The sequence below is a fragment of the Rickettsia akari str. Hartford genome (genome assembly GCF_000018205.1).
Lineage (GTDB): Bacteria > Pseudomonadota > Alphaproteobacteria > Rickettsiales > Rickettsiaceae > Rickettsia > Rickettsia akari.
Map to the genome: position 1 here is coordinate 666,359 of NC_009881.1, position 23,695 is coordinate 690,053.

Sequence of the window (23,695 nt, forward strand, 5' to 3'; positions counted from 1 at the left end):
TTAAATAGACTCAAGAAACTCTTATCGCATATATAGCCTTTAGTGTATGTGGAGCTAAGTGAGCAATATATTCCGGAACTTATGAGGCAGCAAAAAAACCAATATTTTAGATAATGTCAAGGCGGTAGCAGGTTCTTCCGCCGGTGCTGTAACTGTAGCATTGGTAGCTCTCGGAACATCACCTGAGCGATTTGCAGAAATGTCTAAAAATACACATCTGCAAACTTTGCTTGGGACAAAATAGTTTTCTGCGGGTATAGTACAGTTAAATAAAGATGGTAAATCTTTATATGATATATTAGAAATTGTTATTAAAGAAAATATAGGAAATTTTTTATAGAGATCAGATATAATAAATGTTAAAGATGATAGATCTCTTGATGAATTAAGAGAATGATACAACCAAAAAGACGGTAAAATATATTTTAAAGATGTAGCGTTACTGCGACAATACGATCCAGTGCAGTATAAGGATTTAGTAATTACATCAACGCAGAAAGAGACAAGTGAACTAACTATGTTCAATAGCTTTGATACGCCAAATCTTGACATTGCTTTAGCTTGCCGTGCTTTTGCTCCTATACCACTTGTTTTTGAGCCGGTAGAAATTGACGGTAAAAAATATGTAGACGGTGGATATAGAGATAATGTACCGACCAAATATTTTAAAGACAATGGACCGGAATTGGATACAAAAGAAGTAACTGATAATATGAAGGAAATTACCTTAGCTAAAAAGCAATGTTGAACTCTAGCTATGGCTTTTGGCACAGGTATGGAAGCTAATGCAAATATTGCGATATATAGTGCAAAAAAATTTGAAAGCCCACGTAATATCGTAAAGTTTTTAGCTGATGTATTATTTAAGACTCTTGCAAAAGTATGAGGAAAATTTAAATATACCGAAACTCTAAGAGGAATTAATGAGCAGTTACATGACAATGCTTTAAACATTGTTGTTTTAGATACTACCGGAATAGATACTTTGACTTTCAAAGATGCACAAAAATATTCTGATTATTTGCATATTAAAGGATATTGTCAAACTAGAGAACATTTGAATAATCATGACCTTGGCAAAGAAGCAGATAAAACATTTGAACATCAAAAATTTCTACTAAATGTTTATGAAGTTTATGATAATAAAAATCTACATAAAACTTTTGGAACCAAATTATTAGAAATGTTTATTCCGTCAACAAAAATAATAATACTTCTAAATGGCAAGAAGGAGTTATTGAAAATCATGATGATAAAGCAAAAATGTTATTATCATTTTGTAAAACTGAAGCATTAAATGAAAAGCTTAAAGAATATGTAATTATTGCTGCAACTAGTCATAATAATACACTAAAACCGATACAAACTCATTGAAAGCGTTGCTGCATAACTTAAACGATCCCGCTACTTCAAGTAAAATAAAAGATAGTTTTATTGAAGTACTTGGAATAGATAAAAATAAAGATGTACTATTTGATAAAACTAAAACCTTTGATGAAAATATTACTAAGTTTGAATTTACTCAACAAGATTTAGAAAGCTTTATAACTAAAAGTAAAAGCGAAGCACCGAAAATTCAAAGCAAACATAGTAATACTGTGGCTAGAAGTAATGCAAGTATGGGATAATTATTGCCATTGCGAGGAGCAAAGCGACGTAGCAATCCAGACAAAATAATAAAAATTTCTGTAAATCAGAATTTTTCACTGGATTGCTTTGTCGAATTACTGTGTAATTCTTCTTGCAATAACGATGACTAAAAAATGAACATAGGTAAATTTAAACTAATTGTTTTTGATACACTAGACAGTACAAGCTCTGAGGCTATGAGAATAGTTCAGAATGCTAAAGTTGATTCAAACTATGCAGTACTAGCCAAATCTCAAACTAACGGACGTGGTAGAAACGGAAAAAACTGGCAGTCTAGGTCGGGTAACTTACATGTAAGTTTACTAATAAAGCCTGATAAAGAGCTAGCATTATTACCGCAATTATCTTTTGTTACAGCACTTGCCATTTATGATTGTATGTCATCCCGTGGCTTGACCACGGGATCCAGTAAACCAACAACTAATGATACTGTAAGCTGTGTTCTGGAGCCTGTGGTCAAGCCACGGGATGACATTATACAACTAAAATGGCCTAACGATGTTCTCGTGAACGGTCGGAAAATTGCCGGTATACTTCTTGAATCTGTTAAAATAGAAAATAATTATTACCTTATTATCGGTATCGGTATTAATATTACATATCACCCTGATAATATCGACCAGCCTACTACTAGCTTAATAAGCGAAAATCTACCGCCTATAGAGACGCAAGCTTTACTTCAAAAATTAATAGAAAATTTTGAAAAATATTATCAAATCTGGCATAATAACGGTTTTTCTTTTATTAGACAAAAATGGTTAGAACATGCGTACAAGTTACATGAAAATATTAGCGTCAAACATCAAAATGATATAATAACCGGTCTTTTTAAAGATATCGATAATACTGGTAGAATAATATTGCAACTACCTTCCAAAAAAATAATCTCTTTTTCCACTGCTGAACTTTCTTTTTAGCAAAAAAAATTACTAAATTTAAATTGTAGATTTAATTTTTGTTCACCTATACTTAAGCTCTAATTTAACAAGGTAATAAATATATGCCCCAATAGAACAGCGCTCCCAGTTATGCGTCTCAGGCATTTTTAACAAATGCGTATGAGAAATTTAAAAGTCTTGCTCACGATAATATTTGTACTTTAACACAAAATTTCTTAAAAATTGCAAAAACTTTTAAATGTGCGTTATTTACCGGTAATAATAAGGCATTTAAAGGTTTAATAGAACTATATGACGAAGTAATAAAAAATGCCTTAGCATGAACTTCAAAATACGAATATAACATGATTTAGAGATATTATTGTCTTAATTGGAAGAGAATTTGAGAATGAAAAATGTATAAATACCTCTTAATAGCCTGTCATGTCTACATGCACCAGAAAATTATTCAGAGCTTATATCCTTAATACCTGAAGACGAAGATGAGATAATAACCTCAGGAGATAATTATTGTAATATTATAGGGATATGAATTATGAACGCAATTACATTAGAAAAAATCATAATTGTTGGTAAAAATGCTCCAAAGCAATTATTAACTGCTGAGTATCTATATACTAAAGGAGTAGCATTATACTCCGGTGCTATAATCTTGTATCAAGATAAAAAAGTAATTAATGATGCGATACAAAAGAAATTTATTGAATCTATAAAATATTTACAAGAAGCAATAATACTTGGAAAATTAGAGGCTTGCTTCGTAGTTAATGATTTTTACCATAAAGATTATCTTAACCTTGCAATGCCTTGAGATGGTTATTTAGTAAGTATCACGGATTATAAATTATCAAATATAAAAGTTCCGGAAAGTGCTAAATTAGATAACTATAACATATTTGAAAATTAATAGTAGAAAAAGTGGACTTTCTCAATAAAACTAAAAGTGCATAGAATCCTGCAATTTCCTACTTTCGTAAAGACACTGCCTACTTAGAACCATTAATAGAAAAATTTAATCGTGACCTACCAGGAGATTAGCAACTTACTAGTAGAAATAGAACCTGTAGAGAACTTAATAATGAAATCGTTGATTTTTCTATGATTGAATTAACTTAATTCAATCGAGAGGGAAATAGTACATAAGTCATAGGTAATACAAAGAGTGACAATATTAACACTTGTTGCTTTGAATTATAAAAAATTGCTATCCACCATATCTTAAAAAATAAAGGGATAAAATAATAATGAATCACCAAGATAAAAAATGAACTAATAAAAACACCTAAAAATATAAAGATTATAGATAGATTATACCAAAAATTAAAAGAAGCATTCTGTTGCTGGCAAGGAGCAGCTTAATACAAATTTAGGAAATACAGTTTTTATTCCTGTGTAGATACGAAGTAGTCATTGCGAAGAGCTGTAGGCGACGCAGCAATCCAACAAAAATAATAAAAATTCTGTAAATCAGAATTTTTTACTGGATTGCTTCGTCAAAACTTACAGTTTTGCCTCACAATGACGGAAATAATTTGAAAGGTAAACATGTGCAAAAAAAACAGTCGTGAAAAATTTTCAGCATCAAATTAAGTTTTTAGAAAATATCACAGGATAGTGTATGGATTGGTATAGAAATTAATATGCTATGCCGAAATTATGGCGTTATGCGATAGTAAATTCCTTGCTCTAGAAAATATAAGCTTCAGACATATAATAACGGAAAGGTATTTTATATTTAAAATAAGATTTATTAAAAATATCACTACTAAAATGCGTATTTTTTAAAGAACGGAAATTTGAAATTAAACGGATTATTAATGTTGAAGCAAAAAGCAAATTTTTAAATATAGTAGCGTTGGAAATATATGTATCATGATTTTATCTATAATTTTCGGCTCAGTTTGTATAAATTACTTATAAACGATAATGAAATAAACACTAAGATTAACAAAATATATTTTGCCGTTGTTCAGGATGCAAAATGTCCGTTCTTACTTATTAATATATTGAATGTTAATAATGTATCTACTAATGTACAAAATATAATACAGCTGGAATTTGAAAGATGTATTTTTACTAATGATAAAAATCGTAATATTGCTCTAAGCCTTGCTAGTAAAATAAGCGATCAAATAGAACATTACTCATTTGAAAATGTTGCATGGATAAAAGCAAATAAAATAGAGTTGCAAGCTAGCAAAGATTTAGTCAATACAAAACTGGTAATGAATTATCATGCGTTGTTGAAAAGCCATCTGTGTTCTAGTAGCGTGACAGGTGTGGTCTGTATGGATATCCAAGTCGTCATTGCGAGCGACATTTGGTCATGTGGCAATCAAGAAAAACTTGTAAAAATGAATTTTCACGATATACGCATGCCGGAATTTAAGTTTTGCGGTCGGAAAGCCGTAATTGTCTACTTCTCATGCTATAACTAAATCAGGTCTAGAAGCAAGACATTTAGACTACAACTATGGCTGTCAAAAATATTTAATCAACAATGCAAAGTTAAGCAGTACTAAATTTGAGCAATGTAATAGCTACTTTAAAGCAAGACGAGGCAGTAATTTTGCGTTTAGATTTAGGGATTATGCCTATTATAAAGTAACTAACGGAATGATCGCTAGAGGTGACGGCAATTTAAATAAATTTCAGCTAAAGAAGATATATAGCGATGCTATTGCTCCTTACGAACGAGTAATTACTACACAGGTTAAGAATAATAGTGTAGTTCTATATATTAATAACGCAAGGACTATGGGTATAGTCGATTATAATGGCGGGAATGTAACCTTACCGAAGCCTTTAGGACAAGATACAACTTTAAATGCTGATTTTACTTCTGACGTAGCGGTTAGATTTAGTATAGATAGTTTTGCATATTATCATTGTAATGACGGTTCTATAGAATTACCCAACATAGAGTTTATGGCGGTAATTATATTAGTATTGCCATTGAAGAAGTAATAACAAAGCTCTCTAATTTTGTTTATTGTTTTAAAATTAAGCTAGCTAGCGGTGAGGAATTAAACTTAACAAATAGTGATCATGCTATAAAAAGTGAGGAGAGAGTTTTTTACCGAATTCCGGTTTAGATGTCAAAGAAGCGGAATTTAACAATTCTGCACAAAATCATATAATCTTGGAAGGGTATTTTGAAGAAAACTGCATTATGACGACAATGGATTTAAATAATTCTATTGTTAAAATCGTAATATATACTGACAAGCTTTTTGAGCATTTCGTTACATATTATTGCACTTCATATACACAATATGATTTAAACTTTAAAATATATTTAAAACCTGAAACGGTAAAATATAATCAGACTATAATTAATCAATATAGCAAAACATGTAAAGCCGTTTTCGGAAATAGTAAATGCCAAATAGATAAAGCTTTATATAGCGGTATATATAATAATGTTAAAGAAATGCTCAAGGCAAGTTTAAAGATAAAGAAAACGGCTATTATGACGGAGGTCGAATTATATTCGGCAAAAATCATTTTAGCAGTACAGTTCTAAGCAATGTCAGTGATTTGATTATATTAGACGATATTATACAAGATTATGCTAAAGATACAGAGGAAGTAAACATTATTGCCGGATGTGATAAAAATTTTATAAGCTGTTGCAATAAATTTAATAATGTTATAAACTTCAGGGGTACACCACTAAGACCAAAAAAAGACTTTATAAATTTAGTATAATCAATGAAACAAAGTTTTATAAAACTAGTATATGCAGAGCTAAAGAATATAATAAATATGAAAAGCTCCAAACAACAGCAAAAAAAAGAAATGCAATTAATGGATTATTTTAGAATAGTTGAAAGTAATGTATTATATGCATTTCAAAAAATAAAAAAGGAATATGAAAGATACTAAACGTTTTTTTAACAAAAATAATAGATTAAACAAAGGTTATGCTAAGACTTTTAGTGTCAATGAGCCTGATAATAATTTTTACCGTAAAAAGTTTGAACATATATTACCGCCAATTGATTTAATCAGTGAATATGAGAGTATTTATCCCGGTACTTTACAGGAATTAATTCATATGGCACAAAAAGAACAATCTCATAAGCATGCTATAGACCTAAAAAACTTGAAAATACAGGAAAGAGTCGCTAAATTAACACGAATCTGTTTATTAATATTTGGAATTTGCCTTATAGTTTCAATTTTTTTAAAACTTTCTAAATAAAATTAAAGACAAAATATTTTATTTACTTGTAATTTTAAATAAAATAAGTTAAATGCAATATATATTTATTTATAAACATAATACGGAGCAACTTTATTTCTAAAAATAATTTTCCTAAGGCTAATAGAGAAATCAGAGCTAGAGAAGTTCGTCTAGTAGGCGAAAACGGCGAAATGCACGGCGTCGTAAATATTAGGGAAGCATTAGATATGGCCGAAAGAGTCGGTCTTGACTTAGTCGAGATATCACCAAATGCTGTACCCCCTGTCTGTAAAATTCTAGATTTTGGTAAATTTAAGTACGAAAGCAAAAAGCGTTTACATGAAGCACGCAAAAAGCAAAAAGTCGTCGTACTTAAAGAAATGAAATTTAAACCTAATATCAGTATAGGTGATTTTGAAACTAAGCTAAGAAAAATAAAAGAATTTTTAAAAGACGGAGATAAAGTAAAAATTTCTTTATGGTTTAAGGGACGAGAAATTCTTCATAAAGAAGTTGGTCAAGAACTATTTAAACGTATAGAAGTAGGACTCGAAGGACTCGTTAAAATCGATCAGCATGCTAAAATGGAAGGTAAGCAGATGATAATGATAGTTAGCCCTGATATTAAGGTGTGATAGCTACTCAAATCATTATGAGCTACGTGGCTGTTGTTACATGGATCGGTAGAACCTACTCGATTTTGTTCTCGCGTAGGCGTGGATCCAGCAAAATAACTTCACTATTAATATAGAAGTTACATATTTTATAAAACAAACATATAAAAAAAGTTATTTTTATATGTTTTACTAAATTCCTACCTACGCAGGAATGACATAGAAGAGCCATACAACAACGCCTCCTCGCAATAATGTTAAGAACAACAATAATAAAAAATCGAATCTAAACAAATTATGCCGATTAAAATTTTAATGCCTGCTTTATCTCCGACTATGACGGCAGGCAATCTAGCTAGGTGGTTAAAGAAAGAAGGGGATAAAGTTAATCCTGGGGAAGTGATTGCCGAAATTGAAACCGATAAAGCCACGATGGAAGTAGAAGCAGTAGATGAAGGTATACTTGCCAAAATAGTTATCCCACAAAATAGTCAAAATGTACCTGTTAACTCTTTAATTGCCGTATTAAGTGAAGCAAGAGAAGAAAAAGCGGATATTGATGCGTTTATTGCAAAAAATAATAATGTATCACCGTCACCGAAACCAGATACTAACCTTCCAAAACACCACGAGAATATAGCTAAGGTAGAAGAACAGGTAGCAGTGATAAAACATGATACTAGTAAAATATTCGCCTCACCTCTTGCAAAAAGACTTGCAAAAATGGGAAATATTAAACTTGAGAGCGTGAAAGGTAGTGGTCCGCACGGTAGAATAGTCAAACAAGATGTCTTATCATATACTCCTAGCACTGTTCATAATAAAATAGTTAGTAGAAATCCTGAAGAATATCGTTTAGTACCAAATAATAATATCCGCAAGATTATAGCCAAGCGTCTGCTTGAATCTAAACAAACAGTTCCGCATTTTTATTTATCTATAGAATGTAATGTTGATAAATTGTTAGATATAAGAGAAGATATTAATAAATCTTTTTCTGAAGATAAAGCAACAAGGATATCGGTTAATGATTTTATTATTTTAGCAGTAGCCAAAGCTTTACAAGCAGTACCAAATGCCAATGCTAGTTGGAGGGAAGATGCGATTAGATATTACAATAATGTCGATATTTCAGTAGCGGTAGCGATTGAGAACGGGCTTGTTACACCGATAGTTAAAAATGCCAATCAAAAAAACATTATAGAGATATCTCGTGAAATGAAAAAATTAATAAAGAAAGCAAAAGATAACAAATTAACCCCTGAAGAATTTCAGGGCGGAGGGTTTACAATTTCTAACCTCGGTATGTACGGTGTGAAAAATTTCAATGCTATAATTAACCCACCGCAAAGTTGTATAATGGGCGTCGGAGCCAGTGCAAAACGTGCTATAGTCAAGAATGATCAAATAACTATAGAAACAATTATGGATGTAACTCTTTCTGCAGATCACCGAGTAGTAGACGGAGCAGTCGGTGCTGAGTTCTTGGCAGCATTTAAGAAATTTATAGAAAGCCCAGCTTTGATGTTGATATAAGTCGTCATTGCGAGCATTGCACCTGTGGATCAATTTCAGCTCTGTGTCATCCTGTGGCCTTGACCACGGGATCCATAAACACAACTTAAAATACTAATGTTATAGTGTGTTAAGATGGATACCGAGCTCAAGTCGCGGTATGACAATAATCAAAATAAAATAACATGAGTTTTTCAGATAATTTAGCAAAAATTTTAGATAAATATGACAATTTAGGCAAAAAATTATCTTCCGGCATTATGGGAGACGAATTTGTTAAGGCATCTAAAGAATATGCCGAACTTGAAGATGTTGTAGTAAAAATTAAAGAATATAATAAAGCTAAATCTGAGCTTGAAGAAGCAAATAATTTTAAGCTAGAACTGGGATTTGATAATGCAACTTTAGCAATGATTGAAGACGAAATACATATCCTTGAAAATTCGTTACCAAAACTTGAAAGAGCTGTAAAAATTGCGTTATTACCGAAAGATGATGCGGATAGTAAAAGTGCTATTATTGAAGTTAGAGCAGGAAGCGGCGGAGAAGAAGCAGCACTTTTTGCTGCCGTACTTTTCAATATGTACCAACGATACGCCGAGTTAAAAGGATGGCGTTTCGAGATATTAGCAATTTCCGATACTGGCATAGGCGGTTATAAAGAAGCATCTGCATCGATAAAAGGCAAAGATGTATTCTCTAAGCTCAAATTTGAGTCGGGCGTTCATAGAGTGCAGAGAGTACCGGAAACGGAATCACAAGGACGTATTCACACTTCGGCAGCAACAGTTGCAGTACTTCCTGAGGCTGAAGAGGTTGATATTAAAATTGAAGATAAAGACTTAAGAATTGATACTTATAGAGCTTCAGGGGCTGGTGGACAGCACGTTAATACTACCGATTCTGCCGTACGTATAACCCATATCCCTACCGGTATTACCGTAGCATTACAAGATGAGAAGTCGCAGCATAAAAATAAAGCAAAGGCGTTAAAAATTCTACGTGCTAGAATTTATGAAGAAGAACGACGTAATAAGGAACAAGAAAGAGCCGATAGTAGAAGAGGGCAGATAGGTTCGGGAGATCGTTCGGAACGGATACGTACTTATAATTTCCCACAGGGAAGAGTATCCGACCATAGAATAAACTTAACACTTTATAAGATAGACGAAGTAGTTAAAAACGGACAATTAGATGAATTTATTGAAGCTTTAATTGCAGAGGATGAAGCTAAAAAACTTTCAGAGATATAGATGCGATGTCATGCAATGGCTTGACCACAGCATCCAGTAAAAACCATTTAAAGTATACCAAATTATTTTGGCATTTTTAATTGGATTCAGTGATAAATCGAATTAGATAACACCGAGATATTTTTAGTATAAAAAGATGGATACCGTGGTCAAGCCACGGTATGACAATGTAAAATGAAAACACAAACATCTATAAACGGTAAAATCTGGCAGCAGAAACTGATTCACGAAGATATAGTCACCGAGTTATGTCGTAGTTTCAAAATTAGTGATTTACTTGCTAGGATAGTATCATTAAGAGTAAATAATCTAGAGGAAGTAGAAAATTTTTTGATACCGAAAATCAAAAATTTATTACCTGATCCTTTTCATCTACTCGATATGAAAAAGGCTGTAGATAGAACCGTTAAAGCTATTTTAAATAATCAAAAAATATGTATCTTTGCCGATTATGATGTAGACGGTGCTACTTCAGCTGCTTTACTTAAAAATGTCTTTAGAGATTTAAATATAATATGTGATATTTATGTTCCTGATCGTATAGCTGAAGGATATGGTCCGACTCCTTTTGCTATGCAAAAAATTAAAGATAAAGATACAGAACTATTAATTACGGTTGACTGCGGTGCTATGGCATACGAAGCCATAAAATACGCAAAAGACCTTAACCTTGATGTTATAGTAATCGATCATCATATAGCTACGGAAATATTACCGGATGCAGTAGCGATAGTCAATCCAAATCGTATTGATGAAAAAAGCGAATATAAACATTTGGCCGCCGTAGGAGTTGCGTTCTTATTTGCAACTGCAATATTATCGCATTTAAAGAAACAAAATTATTTCACGCAAACAATGCTTCAGCCTAATCTAATGAAATATCTAGATTTAGTGGCTCTTGGTACTGTTTGCGATATGATGACATTAACAGGCTTAAATCGTGCATTTGTCTCAAGCGGTTTGAAAGTAATGCAACAACGACAAAATATTGGTATTAAAACATTATATGATATGGCAGGACTTAATGAAATACCGAAATGTTATCATTTAGGTTTTATTTTAGGTCCACGTATCAATGCAGGCGGCAGAGTAGGAAAGTCAAGTTTGGGGGCTAATCTCCTCTCTACTAGTTGTTCTAATGAAGCAAGTAAATTAGCTGAAGAACTCGAAAAACATAATAATGAGCGTAAAGTAATTGAGTTATTAATGATAGAAGAGGCAACAGAAATTGCTTTAACTCAACAAGATAGTAGTTTATTATTTATCGTAAAAGAAGGATGGCATCCAGGCGTTATAGGAATTGTTGCCGGCAGATTAAAAGAAAAATTTGATAAGCCGGTAGCGGTTGTGGCTTTAAATGACGGGATTGGTAAAGCTTCATGCCGTTCTATTTTAGGTATTGATTTCGGTGCTGAGATTATCAATGCTAAAAGCAAAGATTTGCTAATAGCAGGCGGAGGTCATGCTATGGCTGCAGGTTTTACCGTAACTGCTGAAAAATTACAGGAATTGCAGAATTTTTTTAATAATGCTTTTAGAATTAGTATAAATACACTAGAAAATTATAAGCATGCAGAATATGATATTGATTTAACGGTTGATGGTGTGAATTTCCATTTAATGGAGGAATTAAACACTTTAGAGCCTTTCGGTCAAGGAAATCATGAGCCTATATTTAAATTCGATGATTTATTTGTATTAAAAGCATATATCGTTGGAAGTAAGCACATTAAATGTATGCTGGTTCCAAATAAGCGAAGCTTTGGTAATAAAGCCTTATCTGCTATTGCTTTTAATTCGGTAGGAACTTCATTTGAAGATGTTTTATTAAGCCCTAAAGCAAAAAATATTGCCGCAATAGGAACGTTAAAAACCAATAATTGGCAAGATAATTATACTATTCAATTAATTATAAAAGATATACTTCTTAGAGAGTAAATAACATTGCACACATGGATACCTGAACCATCATTGCGAGGCGCCGTAGGCCACTCGGCAATCTAGAAAAAATAATAAAAAAATTCTGTAAATCAGAATTTTTTACTGGATTGCTTCGTTAAAACTTACAGTTTTTCCTTGCAATGATGGGAAGCCGATCCATGCAACAAAGCCGAAAATAGATAAACGATTACATAATAATAACTTTAAAAATAATAATATTGATGAACGATTCAAAGAAAACAAAAATTTCTCAAGACTTAGCAGAAGTACAAGAGCATTATCAAGATTATCCATATCCTTTCCGAGACCCAAATCAAGAAAAAGAACGTTTACTTGCAATTTGCGGTGAGTTCTTAGGAGAATTAAACCATTTTCTATATAAAGGAAAAGAAAATTTTGATAATAATTTTAGATGCTTAATAGCGGGTGGCGGCACTGGTGATTCAACTATTTATCTTGCCGAGCAGTTAAAAGATAAAAAAAATGCCGAGATAATATATCTAGATTTTAGTAAACCCAGCATGGAAGTAGCACAAAAACGTGCAGAAGTACGAGGACTTAAAAATATTAAATGGATTAATGATTCAATATTAAATATACCTAATTTAAAACTTGGAAAATTCGATTATATAAATTGTACCGGTGTGCTGCATCATTTAGCAAATCCCGATGAAGGTTTAAAAAATCTAAAAGATTCTTTAAAGCCAACCGGCGGTATGGGTTTAATGGTATATGCTAAATACGGACGTACCGGTGTTTATCAAATTCAGGATTTAATGAAAATGATAAATAAAGATACTAAAAACCGTGTCGAAGAAGTAATGAACGGGAAGCTAATTCTAGATAATTTGCCTGCTACTAACTGGTATAAAAGAGGTTGGGAGTTATTTTCAGATTACCAAAATTTCGGTGACGTCGGAGTTTATGACATGTTCCTGCACAAACAGGATAGAGCCTATTCCGTTCCTGAGTTATATGAATTCGTAGAAAAAGCTGGCTTAAATTTTGTTGACTATCTTGATCCTTTAGAAAAAATTTTATTAAGACCGGCAAATTATATAAAAGATTTTTCACTTCTGCAAAAAGTTCAAAAGATGGATAAAGTAACTAGAGAAGCAATTTCCGAAATACTTACCGGTAATATTATTAAACATTCATTTTACGTATCTAACCAAAAAGATAGTGTAGCCTCTCTTGAGGACCTTGATAATATACCATACTTCCATAATATTGCCAATTGTGCTAAACAAATTTACGAGCATTTGGAATCTAATCCTTCACCAGTAAATAATGCTATTAATTTTACTATTAATAATGGGATATTAAACAATGTTAATATCTCAATGTATATATTTGGAAGCACGAAATATATTTTTAAATATATGGTAGAAGAGAAAAGTTTAAGAGAAATATTTGATGCGGTACGTAGCGAACTAAACCAAGAAATAAGCAATGAAGCATTATTAAACGAAGTGAAAAACGTTTTCACTCCATTACTTAATGCAAATGTGTTATTATTAAAATCAAAGGATTTGTAGAGTATACGTGGATTGGTTTATCCAAATGTCCTTGATGTCATACCGAGGCTTGTACACGGTATCCAAGAAAATAATCAAATGATTAGTACTTTTATTGTTTTTATGGACCCCGTGGTCGAGCCACGGGATGACACAGTGAGTTTTTACCGGTCTATGCAACAATACCTGCATACAATGACGATTTGAGTTGACAACGTGCTATTACGTTGTTAGTATGCCTCTACATACATAAAACAGCTCTTATAAGCTAACAAGATAAATAATTCTTCAAACCACAAGAATACATAAAATTTTCTAAAAATCTAATTTGATTCCTAATTTTAAATAAGTATATTACTTACCTTTAAACTTAATTGCTAACTCAACTTTTCAATTATAATCTATTAATAATAAGATAATGAACACAACTAATAAAGAATCTACAGAAGAACTTAACAATATCGGATCCAATAACAGTCATAATAATTTTACAGAGAACGGTAATGTTATTAATTTAAAACAATTAAAACGTAAATTACCTGAGGAACTACAAGCTCAAGCAGAAGCATTAAAAATTGAAAATATTAATTCATTACTTAAACAAGAATTAGTTTTTGCAATTTTACAAAAATCTGTAGAGCAGGGAGGTTTAATAGTGGGAGAAGGGGTACTTGAAGTACTACCTGACGGATTTGGTTTTTTACGTTCGCCAGAAGTAAATTATTTAGCAGGTCCTGATGATATTTATATTTCTCCTAGTCAGATTCGTCGCTTTGGTCTGCGTACTGGTGATACTGTAGAAGGTCAGATCAGAGCTCCAAAAGCCGGAGAACGTTATTTTGCTTTGCTGAAAGTTAATAGAGTAAATTTTGAAGACCCTTCTAAAGCTTATCATCGTGTTCATTTTGATAATTTAACTCCATTATATCCTGATGAAAAATTAGGATTAGAACTTGAAAATAATAGTAAAGATAGTAAGGATTTTAGTACACGAGTTATTGAACTTGTTGCACCCATGGGTAAAGGACAACGTGCATTAATAGTAGCACCACCTCGTACAGGTAAAACCGTATTATTACAAAATATAGCACATGCAATTACAACCAATAATCCGGAAGTATTTTTAATAGTACTGTTAATAGATGAAAGACCTGAAGAAGTAACCGATATGCAACGTTCCGTGCGTGGAGAGGTTGTTAGCTCTACTTTCGATGAACCAGCAAGTAGGCACGTGCAGCTTGCAGAAATGGTTATCGAAAAAGCAAAACGTTTAGTAGAACATAAAAAAGATGTAGTAATTTTAGTAGATGCGATAACACGTTTAGCTCGTGCTTATAATACCGTAGTGCCGTCATCAGGTAAAGTATTAACGGGCGGTGTTGATGCTAATGCACTACAAAGACCGAAAAGATTTTTTGGAGCAGCACGAAATATCGAAAATGGCGGTTCGCTTACTATAATAGGTACGGCTTTAATTGAAACCGGTTCTCGTATGGATGAGGTAATTTTTGAGGAGTTTAAAGGTACAGGTAATTCCGAGATAGTTCTAGATCGTAAGATTGCTGATAAACGTATTTATCCGGCTATTGATATAACGAGATCAGGAACTAGAAAAGAAGATTTATTAGTAGATAAAATAATATTAAATAAAATGTGGGTTCTGCGCCGTATTATCGACCCAATGGGTAGCAGTGAAGCAATGGAATTTTTACTCAAAAAACTTAAAAATACTAAAACCAATAATGAATTTTTTGAGATGATGAAGAGTCCTGAACGCCCTAAGAATGGTTTGTAAAAGAAGACAAATAAAATCTCGTTTGTTAGTTTGGAAACTAGCAGCTATTATTTTAATTTCTATCATATTCTTACTAGTTGGTAAAGATTTTGCTCCAAAAGAGGTTTTACCTATTAATATTAATGAAGACTATATAGCTTACATATTTAATAGACGAAATAATTCTTGAAGACGAAAAGCGTGATAAAAAGCTCAAAAAAAATAATTGATGCTTCTCATATTAAAGCGTTAATAGTTAACGTAAATTCTCCCGGCGGTAGTCGGCTCTGAAAAAATTTATACTATCTTACGTAAAATATCCGAGCAAAAGCCGGTAGTAATCGTTATGGGAACAATGGCTGCAAGCGGAGGTTATTTAACCTCTCTCAGAGGCGATTATATTATTAGCCATAACGGCACTATTACGGGTTCAATCGGTGTAATACTACAAACATCCAATTGGGGATTAAGTTTAATAATTTCAAATAAGGTGCATTAAAAGCTGTCCCAAATCCTACTGAAAAACTGACGGCAGCAGTGCGGGTAGCTGTTATTGAAAATATAGATTTTTCCTTGAACTTGTTTCAGAGAGGCGTAATCTTCCTATCTAAGAAGTAAAAAAGCTCGCAGACGGACGAGTGTATTCAGGTCGTTAGGCTTTAAAGTTAAAGCTTGTTGATGCTATATGCTCGGAAGATACTGCATGAAAATGGTTACAGGAAGTTAAGAAAATTAATGCTAATCTACTAGTTAAAGATTATCAATGAAAACCAAAATTAATGGACATAATATTTGAAGATTTTGATAGTATATCACCTAGTTTTTTTTAAAATAGTTTTAATGGAATCAAAGCAATTGTTTAATAATGGTTACTAAGAATTATTTAATAGATAAAGTACATGAGAAGCTGAATTATCTTGCCAAAGAAGATGTTAAAGATTCAGTAGATTTAATCTTAGATTATTTAAGTCGGTCTCTCAAAGAACAAGAGCGTATCGAGATTAGAAATTTTTGTAACTTCTCCATCCGCAAACGCAAATTCCCTAAAAGCAATAAATTCTATAATATTGTTTATTACAGAATGCCTAAAAGTTTATTTCACTATACAGAGTAGATACGGAATGGTCTAAATATAGTGTTATAGAGAAGTGGAAAATAATAAAAAGCATTGTACTACATAATAATATTGTGTACATAGCTCTTTATATTGAAGATTTAGAACTTTTCAAAAAAATACTGGTTATTCAAGCACTTAATATAGACTCTCTCATGTATCACGATATTATAGGTAATGGAAAATATGATTCTTTTTTGAAGCAAAATATAATTAATTTTTGAAGAAGTATGTTAATAGAATCTTTAAAGGAAAAAATATCATCAATAATGACATATTAAAAAAAAGAATCTGATGATAACCATAAATGGGAATGTGAAGAAACTTTAGAATATTAAATTATGATAAGCCTAAAATTTAAAATATTATGAAGAATCTTTAGATTATTACTTAAACGTTATAGGATATGGTAATAAAATTTTCCTCTAACTTGACATTATAATAATATGCAACTATCTTAAGTGTAAAATTCAAACATGGTATTTATTATGATAAGATATCTAATAATTTTATTTGCTTCTATAGCTTTAGTTGGTTGTACGTGTCAAAAAACTACGAAATCAAAAGAAGTATTAGAACTTGACGGTGATCCAAGTTATGCAATTATGAAAACAATTGATAATACTAACAGAAATATTGCTAATACCACCTCATCTATTCCGAGTACTCAGGTTAGATAGAAATGCTTGTTATTATTGCTTCCGCTAAAACTCTTAATTTTAAGAAGCTAGCTCCCAAAACAGGACTAACTTCTCTTATATTCCATAATTTAACTAATCAGTTACTTTCTACACTCCAAAGCTATTCTGAGAATCAATTATCGGAAATGAATATAAGTACAACACTTGCACATAAAACGGCAAAACCTTAAATTTTGTATCTGATATTGAAGAAAATATAATATTTAACTGTGATCCTCATTATATTAAACACACATTCGATAATTTAATAATTAATGCTCTCAGCTATTGTAGTGATGGACTAATAAAAATTGATTTACAAAAGCAGAAAGACAGTATTGTATTCAGTATAAAAGACGATGGAATAGGAGTACTGAAATAGGAAATTGCAGAGTATATTCGGCGTATTTGTCGTAAGCTCTAAAACACGTACACCGGCGGGAGGTAGAGAAGTAATAGAACTGCACGCAAGAAAAATTTGGGCAGAACATGATAAACATGGCAAGACTCAGTTTATTTTCACGATGCCTTATACTCGGTAAATTTCAAAAATTGTCGTCGTCTAGCAAGTTCTGCGGTACTCACGTATCAGATCCTCACATTGCAGACTCCTTGCTCTTTTTGAACTTTACCTTCGTATAACCTATAGCACCGGCGTCAAGCTTGTCCGGATAAACAAGATAAATTAAAGGAAGCTATTAAAATGCTAGCTTTACATGGTTTTAAAACTTTAGTAGAGTCGCTTCTCCTCAAGAGGAAAGGCTGAGAATGTTCAAAGAAGCTATGGAAAATAAGCAGGTTAAAATAATTGGGGCTTTTCGCGGTTGATATGGATGCAGTGAATTTGTAGAAGATTGTTTTAATATAAAGCAAAAAGGTGATAAAATCCTGATAGGCTATAGCGATACTACCGTTTGCATTTATTAACAATTATAATATCCAACTATTCACGGTTCAGTATTAACCTCGTTACTACCGCCACTAATCAGGCTATGATGCCTATAATAGATATTCTTGCAGGGAAAAAGAGTGAAATACAACTTAATATCTATAGAGGCAATGATTTTCGGTGATTTTAATCAAAGATTATAAAGCTGATAGAACATGGCATGGAGGAAGTAATTATAAACATGAAGTAATTATAAACAGTAATATTTTAAGTTTTACTAGCCCTTTTGAAATAGTAGAAAACAAATGATAAATTCTATCAGAATAGGTACAAGAAACAGTCCACTTGCTTTAATACAAACTAATTTAGTGATTCAGCAAATCAAACAATTTTTTCCTGATATTAATTGTGCAATAGTACCTATTATTACTAGCGGTGATTTAATCCAAAATAAACCATTATACGATATAGGAGGTAAAGCTTTATTTTTAAAGGAAATAGAGCAAGCCTTGCTTGATAAAAAAATTGACTTAGCCGTTCATTCTTTGAAAGACGTACCGGGTAGAATACCTGAAGAGCTAGTAATTTCCGCTGTTTTAGAGCGTGAAGACCCAAGAGATGTTTTTGTATGTTTAAATTATAAATCCATAAAAGAACTGCCGCAACATTCCGTAATAGGTAGCTCGGCAGTCCGAAGAAAAGCATTTATCCAAAAAATAAGACCAGATTTAAAGGTAACAATTTTTAGAGGGAATGTTGATTCAAGAATAAAAAAGCTAATGACCGGCGAAGTTGATGCAACAATTTTAGCATATGCGGGTCTGAAAAGGCTTGGAGCGTTTAATCCAGAATATTGTCATTTGATAGAATATTCGCATATGTTGCCGTGTGTAGGGCAGGGAGTCATTGCAGTTGAGATACGACAAAATGATAATTCTATGCTTGAGATATGTAACCAAATTAATCATCTGCCTACCTGTGAACTAATAAAACCCGAAAGAGCGTTTTTAGAATATCTAGATGCTAATTGCCGTACACCGATTGGTACTTACTCACAATATCTAGATGCGGATAATATACAAACCGATTTTATGCTTGGTAACCCCGATTGCAGTAAAATAACCTTCCACACTGAAATTACCAATATCAAAACTTCAAAAGAAGGTGGCATCAAAGCCGCTAAAATGATGTTGAATCAACTGAAAAAATGATTTAAATAATTGTTCTATAATCTATATTATGGAAAATCAATGATAATAATGAAATGGTGCATTCGATTGGATTTGAACCAACGACCTTTGCCTTCGGAGGGCAATGCTCTATCCAGCTGAGCTACGAATGCAAATGTTGTCATTACACGATTAATAAGAACGGTCTAAAATAAATCTAATAATCGAAAACAAATAATCTTTATAAATATTCTGAACCGGAATTTTATTTAATAATTTAGTTATTTCATGTTCTAAGTTACTCAAATAATTAATTGTTTCATTGTAGATTTCATGCTTTACCATTAAGTCACGTATTTGCATAAACTCATCATTAGTACGCTTATCGCATTTAATTATATTTTCAAGCCAAAGACGCTTATCTTGCTCTAGCTTATTATATAAAAAAATCAGCGGTAACGTAACTTTTCCTTCTAAGAAATCATCGCCGATATTTTTGCCTACCTGTTGATCATTACCCAAATAATCAAGTAGATCATCTATAACCTGAAATATCGTTCCGAGTAATGTCCCAAAGTATCGTATATCTTTAGAAATATGGTCTACCTGCTCTGCTATAATAGCTCCAACTTCACAAGAAGCACCAAATAACTCAGCAGTTTTAGACTTAACTATTTGATAATACTCTTCTATAGTTATAATACGTCGCTCATTTAGCTTAACTAGCTGTATTACCTCCCCTACGGAAATAATTGCTGAAGCTTTAGCTAGAACATTCATAGCTTTAATAGAGCCAGAAGCGACCATTAACTTAAAAGACTGACTAAATAGGAAATCACCGACTAAAATACTTGTTTTACTTCCCCAAATAACGTTAGCCGTAGGTTTGAATCTTCTTAAAGTGCTGTCGTCTACCACATCATCATGAAGCAATGTAGCGGTGTGAATGAATTCAACGGCACTTGCGAGCTTTATATGATTATCGCCTTTATAATCAAACATTTTAGCGGTTATTATAGTTAAAAGCGGACGAATTCTTTTACCGCCTGCCTCTAGTAAATATTTACCGACCTTTTCTATTAACTCTTCATCACTTTTTAAACAGCTAATGATTAAATCGTTTAACTTAGTTACTTCATCTTTTAAATCTTGCTGTATTTTTACTATAATATTCATGGTGTTGTTTTATTACTAGAGCCCTGTTAGCGTCATACCGCGGCTTGAACCGTGGTATCCAGAAAGTACTAATAGAACCCGTGATCAAGTCACGGGGTGATAAATCCAGGCAACATACACTCCTCTAATATTTTTTGATTAATATTCGGAATTAACTCCATAATTTTTTCTTTTACATTTTCTCCGGGTTTCACTTTCTTTACTGCTGCTTGGTATAAAGATAAATAATATAAAGGTATAAGTTTATTTATATCATCTATAGTACCTATTTTAACTTTGTTTAAATCGGATAAATCAAACTCATACTCAATGCTAGCGTCAATTAAATTAGATGAATTCGGGTGATCTGAAATAGCTTTTAAAAATGATTTTAGAGCATCTCCGTATACTTCTTTGCTCTCATTGGATAAGTCTTTAAAATCACCTACCCCATATACATATAGACTTAAAACATCTATTATTTTAGAGTAATCATTAATTACTATCGTACCTTTACTGTAAGAATCTTTAAGAGCATTTACTATAGTTTCATTTGTTATATTAAATCCTGATGCATTTGAATATAGACTTAAAGAATTTATCTGTGCTCTAGTTAATTTATTTAATTCAGTAACTAAATTAATATTTAAATTCAAATGATATTGCCTATCTTCAACAATACTAAATTGTTTATTATTATTTAAAATATAGCTTAGTTCATTATTAAAATCTTTATATATATTATTGGAAAGTTTAAACAGATAGGTTTGCCTATCGTAATATTTCTTTATAAATTCTAAAGAACTTATTATAAAACCAGGTTTTAGCTTAAATTGCGAATCTACCAAAAGATCAATATTATTATTGCCGAAATCGTTTAACTTACCTTTATATAATAAATTAATATTACCTTCAAAGTTATTACTATTTATTTTTGCATTAGTAACTTCAATTGTTAAATCTTTAGCAATATCTTTAAAATGCAAGCTACTAGTACTAATCAAGAAATTACCGGAAAATTTGAAGTTATTATTCCAAGCTGGTCTATATAATAATAAGCCTGCAGGTATGATTCTATCTTCAAGGTTACTTTTTACTACTTCGGTTTCATAATAAATTTCTAATTTTTGCGGTATATTATCAAGGAAATCTTGTTTACTTGTATAATACTTACTTTTGTCAAATAAAATAGTAAGCATAGTATGATCTTCTTCATATAATTTTTGATTATCAACTAAGTCAAAAATTTCTGTTTTACCGGAAGTAAACTCAATATTTTCTATTAAATTTATAATTTCAAATAAATCTTTTTTTGATCGTACTATTTCAAATAATTTAAAACTTAACGGTATTTTTGTTGACAATATACAGTTCTCATTATAAAATCTCACTCCGAATCCTCTTTGAACCGGCTTAAATTTTCCTAATGCTTCTCCGGAAAAATTTATAAATAGTTCCTGCTTAAGTAAATCATAACCAATATTTATCGGTGTAGTAAATTCAATTGCTCTATTAATACTCTCTTCTTGCCAATTAACTACTGAAATACCCCATTTAAAGGGAAAACCATATGGATAAACTTTAGAAAATTTAATCAGATATTGCTGATTAAGATTGTTATCAGCATCTTCTATATTAAGGTTAGTATAAGCATATTTTTGATTTATAGAGTGTGATAAAAAGAACATAATAGTAAACCACAGACCACTATATGCGAGTATAATAAAGATAGTTATAAATAATATTATTTTAAGAATTTTTTTCATTTCTTTAGGTATTTTTGTATGTATGTCATCTTACACAGCTCTATATATTCCTTATTCAATTTTATAACGTTCCAAATCCATAAACTCATGATAACTATAAAAATTACCAATAAATATATTATAATAGAATCAAAGGTAGCAGTCGGAATAATAATAAATATCAAAGACTGGATAAATGCTCCAAGCGATTTACCGAATTTAGTACCTATTACCTCCACGGCAGCTTTTCCCTTAGTTCTAAGCTCTAAAGATAATGGGATATACGCCATTTCTTTTGTTGAATCGAATAATGAATATTTGGACGATTTACTAAGTATGTTCTGAATTGCCCCAATAATAATCGCTGCATATAGAAGATTAAAATCACCGAAACATGCTCCTATTTCTTCAATAAAAATTATAAAGATAAAAAACATAAAGCCGGTAATAGACAACATAATAGGGGTTAATAATGCAGAAATGAGCCAACCGAGTCTTCTCAGAATATTGCTGCCTATTATCATGAAGGTAACGCATGATATCCCCATCCAAATATTAAACCTGCCCATAAAGTTAACATAGTCTATAGTGTTTGGGTGTAATTCTTTTATTTTTGCTTTCCAAGGTCCCTCGACTATATTTATTAATAATCCATAACAAATTATTAGTAAAGCAACACGACCTATATATTTTGAGTGAATTACTAATTTGATACTTTCAATTACCGAAAGTTTTGTTTTCGTTTTAGCCGTAACTTTTTTTATATCTAAAACATTTATGGAATCCGTTAAAATAAATCTATTTATTATTCTAAATAAAAGCATAGCCATTATTCCTGCAGTAACAATAATTGACATGATTGGCTGAAGCATTATAGCATTTCCGGTAGATGCATTAAAAGAATATGGTAATAATTCTGAATCAATGACATTTTGCCCACTTGAGAACAAGACAAGTACGCTGCCTGCTATTATAAGACCGATATTGCCAACCATTCCAAGAACTGGATAGAATCTTTTAGCTTTAGAAGTATCAAAAATGTGATTGGCAAACTGCCAAAACATTAAGTTTATTACTACTGCACTCCATAATTCCGCGAAAATATACATCAATGCATAACTCCATTTACTACCTATTTTAATGAACCATTTAAAATTAGGGTATGAAGCAATTAAATTATTTATCATTTCATCGTTAGGATGATAAATATCTTGATTTGGATAAATAATATAGGCAAATAATAAGAAAAATAGTAAAAAACTGCCGACTATAATGTAGAAAATATATTCAAAATTTAATTTATTACTAAGCTTAACATAAAGTACGGTAAAAATTACGCATGAGGGTAATACTAACCATAATTTTAAGAAACTAATAATTTCAGCTCCCATAGAAGGTACTACTAAACTATCTTTGATAGATCTTAAAGCCCCAAAATTAAAAAGGATACATAACATCATCAAAGCCATAGGTATAAATAGCTTTAATTCTTTCCTTTCTATAGGCCAAATTATTTCTTTAACTTTTTCAAAGAAAATTTTAGGCGGTAACATTTTTATTGTGACCTTACATATTAAAGTTAACTTTTAAA

21 protein-coding genes, 1 tRNA gene and 7 pseudogenes are annotated in these 23,695 nt (G+C 31.5%); 24 read left to right on the forward strand and 5 right to left on the reverse strand.

The genetic code is table 11. The annotated features are described in order from the left end of the window. Positions 1 to 23: 23 nt before the first annotated feature. Together A1C_RS08610 and A1C_RS03315 are read left to right on the forward strand one after the other, a co-directional pair. A pseudogene (locus tag A1C_RS08610) lies at positions 24 to 1,628 on the forward strand (patatin-like phospholipase family protein). A 135-nt stretch (positions 1,629 to 1,763) separates the two neighbouring features. Continuing rightward, positions 1,764 to 2,567 (forward strand): biotin--[acetyl-CoA-carboxylase] ligase, encoded by an 804-nt coding sequence (locus A1C_RS03315; protein ID WP_012149648.1) that lies wholly within the window; start codon positions 1,764 to 1,766, stop codon positions 2,565 to 2,567. A 163-nt stretch (positions 2,568 to 2,730) separates the two neighbouring features. Here A1C_RS03315 and A1C_RS08110 read toward each other — a convergent pair whose 3' ends face one another. Continuing rightward, on the reverse strand, positions 2,731 to 2,895 hold the full coding sequence (locus A1C_RS08110) for a hypothetical protein (protein ID WP_012149649.1): 165 nt from the start codon (positions 2,893 to 2,895) through the stop codon (positions 2,731 to 2,733). A 189-nt stretch (positions 2,896 to 3,084) separates the two neighbouring features. On the opposite strand from A1C_RS08110, the gene A1C_RS03320 reads away from it, so the two are divergent. The 22 genes and pseudogenes from A1C_RS03320 (at position 3,085) to hemC (ending at position 19,246) form a co-directional block, all read left to right on the forward strand. Further along, a complete protein-coding gene (locus A1C_RS03320; protein ID WP_012149650.1) occupies positions 3,085 to 3,360 on the forward strand; it encodes a hypothetical protein in 276 nt (91 codons plus the stop codon). 1,090 nt (positions 3,361 to 4,450) lie between these two features. Next, positions 4,451 to 4,987, forward strand: a complete 537-nt coding sequence (locus A1C_RS09495; RefSeq protein WP_232279080.1) for a hypothetical protein — start codon at positions 4,451 to 4,453, stop codon at positions 4,985 to 4,987. After that, complete coding sequence (locus A1C_RS03330; protein WP_052290667.1) at positions 4,980 to 5,516, forward strand: phage distal tail protein, Rcc01695 family; 537 nt, start codon at positions 4,980 to 4,982, stop codon at positions 5,514 to 5,516. Before A1C_RS09495 ends, A1C_RS03330 begins: the two co-directional genes overlap by 8 nt. After that, positions 5,492 to 5,715, forward strand: a pseudogene (locus A1C_RS09260) (hypothetical protein); the annotation flags it as partial. The gene A1C_RS03330 and the pseudogene A1C_RS09260, both read left to right, overlap by 25 nt. Before the next feature lie 6 nt (positions 5,716 to 5,721). Then, positions 5,722 to 6,075: a hypothetical protein gene (locus A1C_RS03335; RefSeq protein WP_157211900.1), complete on the forward strand. Its 354-nt coding sequence runs from the start codon at positions 5,722 to 5,724 to the stop codon at positions 6,073 to 6,075. After that, on the forward strand, positions 6,039 to 6,260 hold the full coding sequence (locus tag A1C_RS06915; RefSeq protein ID WP_232279132.1) for a phage BR0599 family protein: 222 nt from the start codon (positions 6,039 to 6,041) through the stop codon (positions 6,258 to 6,260). The genes A1C_RS03335 and A1C_RS06915 overlap by 37 nt, the downstream gene beginning before the upstream one ends. 163 nt (positions 6,261 to 6,423) lie before the next feature. Next, positions 6,424 to 6,756: a DUF2335 domain-containing protein gene (locus tag A1C_RS03340; RefSeq protein WP_012149657.1), complete on the forward strand. Its 333-nt coding sequence runs from the start codon at positions 6,424 to 6,426 to the stop codon at positions 6,754 to 6,756. A 131-nt stretch (positions 6,757 to 6,887) separates the two neighbouring features. Continuing rightward, a complete protein-coding gene (gene infC, locus A1C_RS03345; RefSeq protein ID WP_232279133.1) occupies positions 6,888 to 7,373 on the forward strand; it encodes a translation initiation factor IF-3 in 486 nt (161 codons plus the stop codon). A 276-nt stretch (positions 7,374 to 7,649) separates the two neighbouring features. Further along, positions 7,650 to 8,888, forward strand: coding sequence for a pyruvate dehydrogenase complex dihydrolipoamide acetyltransferase (locus A1C_RS03350; RefSeq protein WP_012149659.1), 1,239 nt, complete (start codon positions 7,650 to 7,652; stop codon positions 8,886 to 8,888). A 164-nt stretch (positions 8,889 to 9,052) separates the two neighbouring features. Then, the gene (gene prfA / locus A1C_RS03355; RefSeq protein ID WP_012149660.1) at positions 9,053 to 10,120 is read left to right on the forward strand and encodes a peptide chain release factor 1; all 1,068 of its coding nucleotides are present in this window, start codon (positions 9,053 to 9,055) and stop codon (positions 10,118 to 10,120) included. A 174-nt stretch (positions 10,121 to 10,294) separates the two neighbouring features. Then, positions 10,295 to 12,058: a single-stranded-DNA-specific exonuclease RecJ gene (gene recJ, locus A1C_RS03360; RefSeq protein ID WP_012149661.1), complete on the forward strand. Its 1,764-nt coding sequence runs from the start codon at positions 10,295 to 10,297 to the stop codon at positions 12,056 to 12,058. 29 nt (positions 12,059 to 12,087) lie between these two features. After that, positions 12,088 to 12,218 (forward strand): annotated as a pseudogene (locus A1C_RS09500) (zinc ABC transporter substrate-binding protein); the annotation flags it as partial. Between the two features lie 64 nt (positions 12,219 to 12,282). Next, the gene (locus tag A1C_RS03365; RefSeq protein ID WP_012149662.1) at positions 12,283 to 13,599 is read left to right on the forward strand and encodes a class I SAM-dependent methyltransferase; all 1,317 of its coding nucleotides are present in this window, start codon (positions 12,283 to 12,285) and stop codon (positions 13,597 to 13,599) included. A 397-nt stretch (positions 13,600 to 13,996) separates the two neighbouring features. Then, a complete protein-coding gene (gene rho, locus A1C_RS03370; RefSeq protein WP_012149663.1) occupies positions 13,997 to 15,373 on the forward strand; it encodes a transcription termination factor Rho in 1,377 nt (458 codons plus the stop codon). Then, positions 15,363 to 16,182: pseudogene (sppA, locus tag A1C_RS03375) on the forward strand (signal peptide peptidase SppA). Before rho ends, sppA begins: the two are co-directional and overlap by 11 nt. 35 nt (positions 16,183 to 16,217) lie before the next feature. Next, the gene (locus tag A1C_RS03380; protein ID WP_012149664.1) at positions 16,218 to 16,466 is read left to right on the forward strand and encodes an HU family DNA-binding protein; all 249 of its coding nucleotides are present in this window, start codon (positions 16,218 to 16,220) and stop codon (positions 16,464 to 16,466) included. Positions 16,467 to 16,954: 488 nt separating this feature from the next. After that, entirely contained in the window at positions 16,955 to 17,146 is a 192-nt protein-coding gene (locus A1C_RS03385) for a hypothetical protein (RefSeq protein WP_041816839.1), read from the forward strand. Between the two features lie 2 nt (positions 17,147 to 17,148). Further along, a pseudogene (locus A1C_RS03390) lies at positions 17,149 to 17,319 on the forward strand (YaaA family protein); the annotation flags it as partial. Positions 17,320 to 17,321: 2 nt separating this feature from the next. Further along, positions 17,322 to 17,688: pseudogene (locus A1C_RS09265) on the forward strand (sensor histidine kinase); the annotation flags it as partial. A 103-nt stretch (positions 17,689 to 17,791) separates the two neighbouring features. Continuing rightward, positions 17,792 to 18,189 (forward strand): annotated as a pseudogene (locus tag A1C_RS06930) (LD-carboxypeptidase); the annotation flags it as partial. A 26-nt stretch (positions 18,190 to 18,215) separates the two neighbouring features. Further along, entirely contained in the window at positions 18,216 to 18,344 is a 129-nt protein-coding gene (locus A1C_RS09505; RefSeq protein ID WP_012149670.1) for a hypothetical protein, read from the forward strand. After that, on the forward strand, positions 18,341 to 19,246 hold the full coding sequence (gene hemC / locus A1C_RS03400) for a hydroxymethylbilane synthase (protein WP_012149671.1): 906 nt from the start codon (positions 18,341 to 18,343) through the stop codon (positions 19,244 to 19,246). Before A1C_RS09505 ends, hemC begins: the two co-directional genes overlap by 4 nt. Before the next feature lie 54 nt (positions 19,247 to 19,300). On the opposite strand, the gene A1C_RS03405 is transcribed toward hemC, so the two are convergent. The 4 genes from A1C_RS03405 to tlc3 all read right to left on the reverse strand — a co-directional run bounded on the left by A1C_RS03405 (position 19,301) and on the right by tlc3 (position 23,657). After that, a tRNA-Arg gene (locus A1C_RS03405) sits at positions 19,301 to 19,377 on the reverse strand. 19 nt (positions 19,378 to 19,396) lie between these two features. Next, positions 19,397 to 20,380 (reverse strand): polyprenyl synthetase family protein, encoded by a 984-nt coding sequence (locus tag A1C_RS03410; protein ID WP_012149672.1) that lies wholly within the window; start codon positions 20,378 to 20,380, stop codon positions 19,397 to 19,399. Positions 20,381 to 20,469: 89 nt separating this feature from the next. Further along, positions 20,470 to 22,125 (reverse strand): ligand-binding sensor domain-containing protein, encoded by a 1,656-nt coding sequence (locus A1C_RS03415; protein WP_012149673.1) that lies wholly within the window; start codon positions 22,123 to 22,125, stop codon positions 20,470 to 20,472. Continuing rightward, positions 22,122 to 23,657 (reverse strand): nucleotide exchange transporter Tlc3, encoded by a 1,536-nt coding sequence (gene tlc3, locus A1C_RS03420; protein WP_012149674.1) that lies wholly within the window; start codon positions 23,655 to 23,657, stop codon positions 22,122 to 22,124. Before tlc3 ends, A1C_RS03415 begins: the two co-directional genes overlap by 4 nt. Positions 23,658 to 23,695 lie beyond the last annotated feature (38 nt).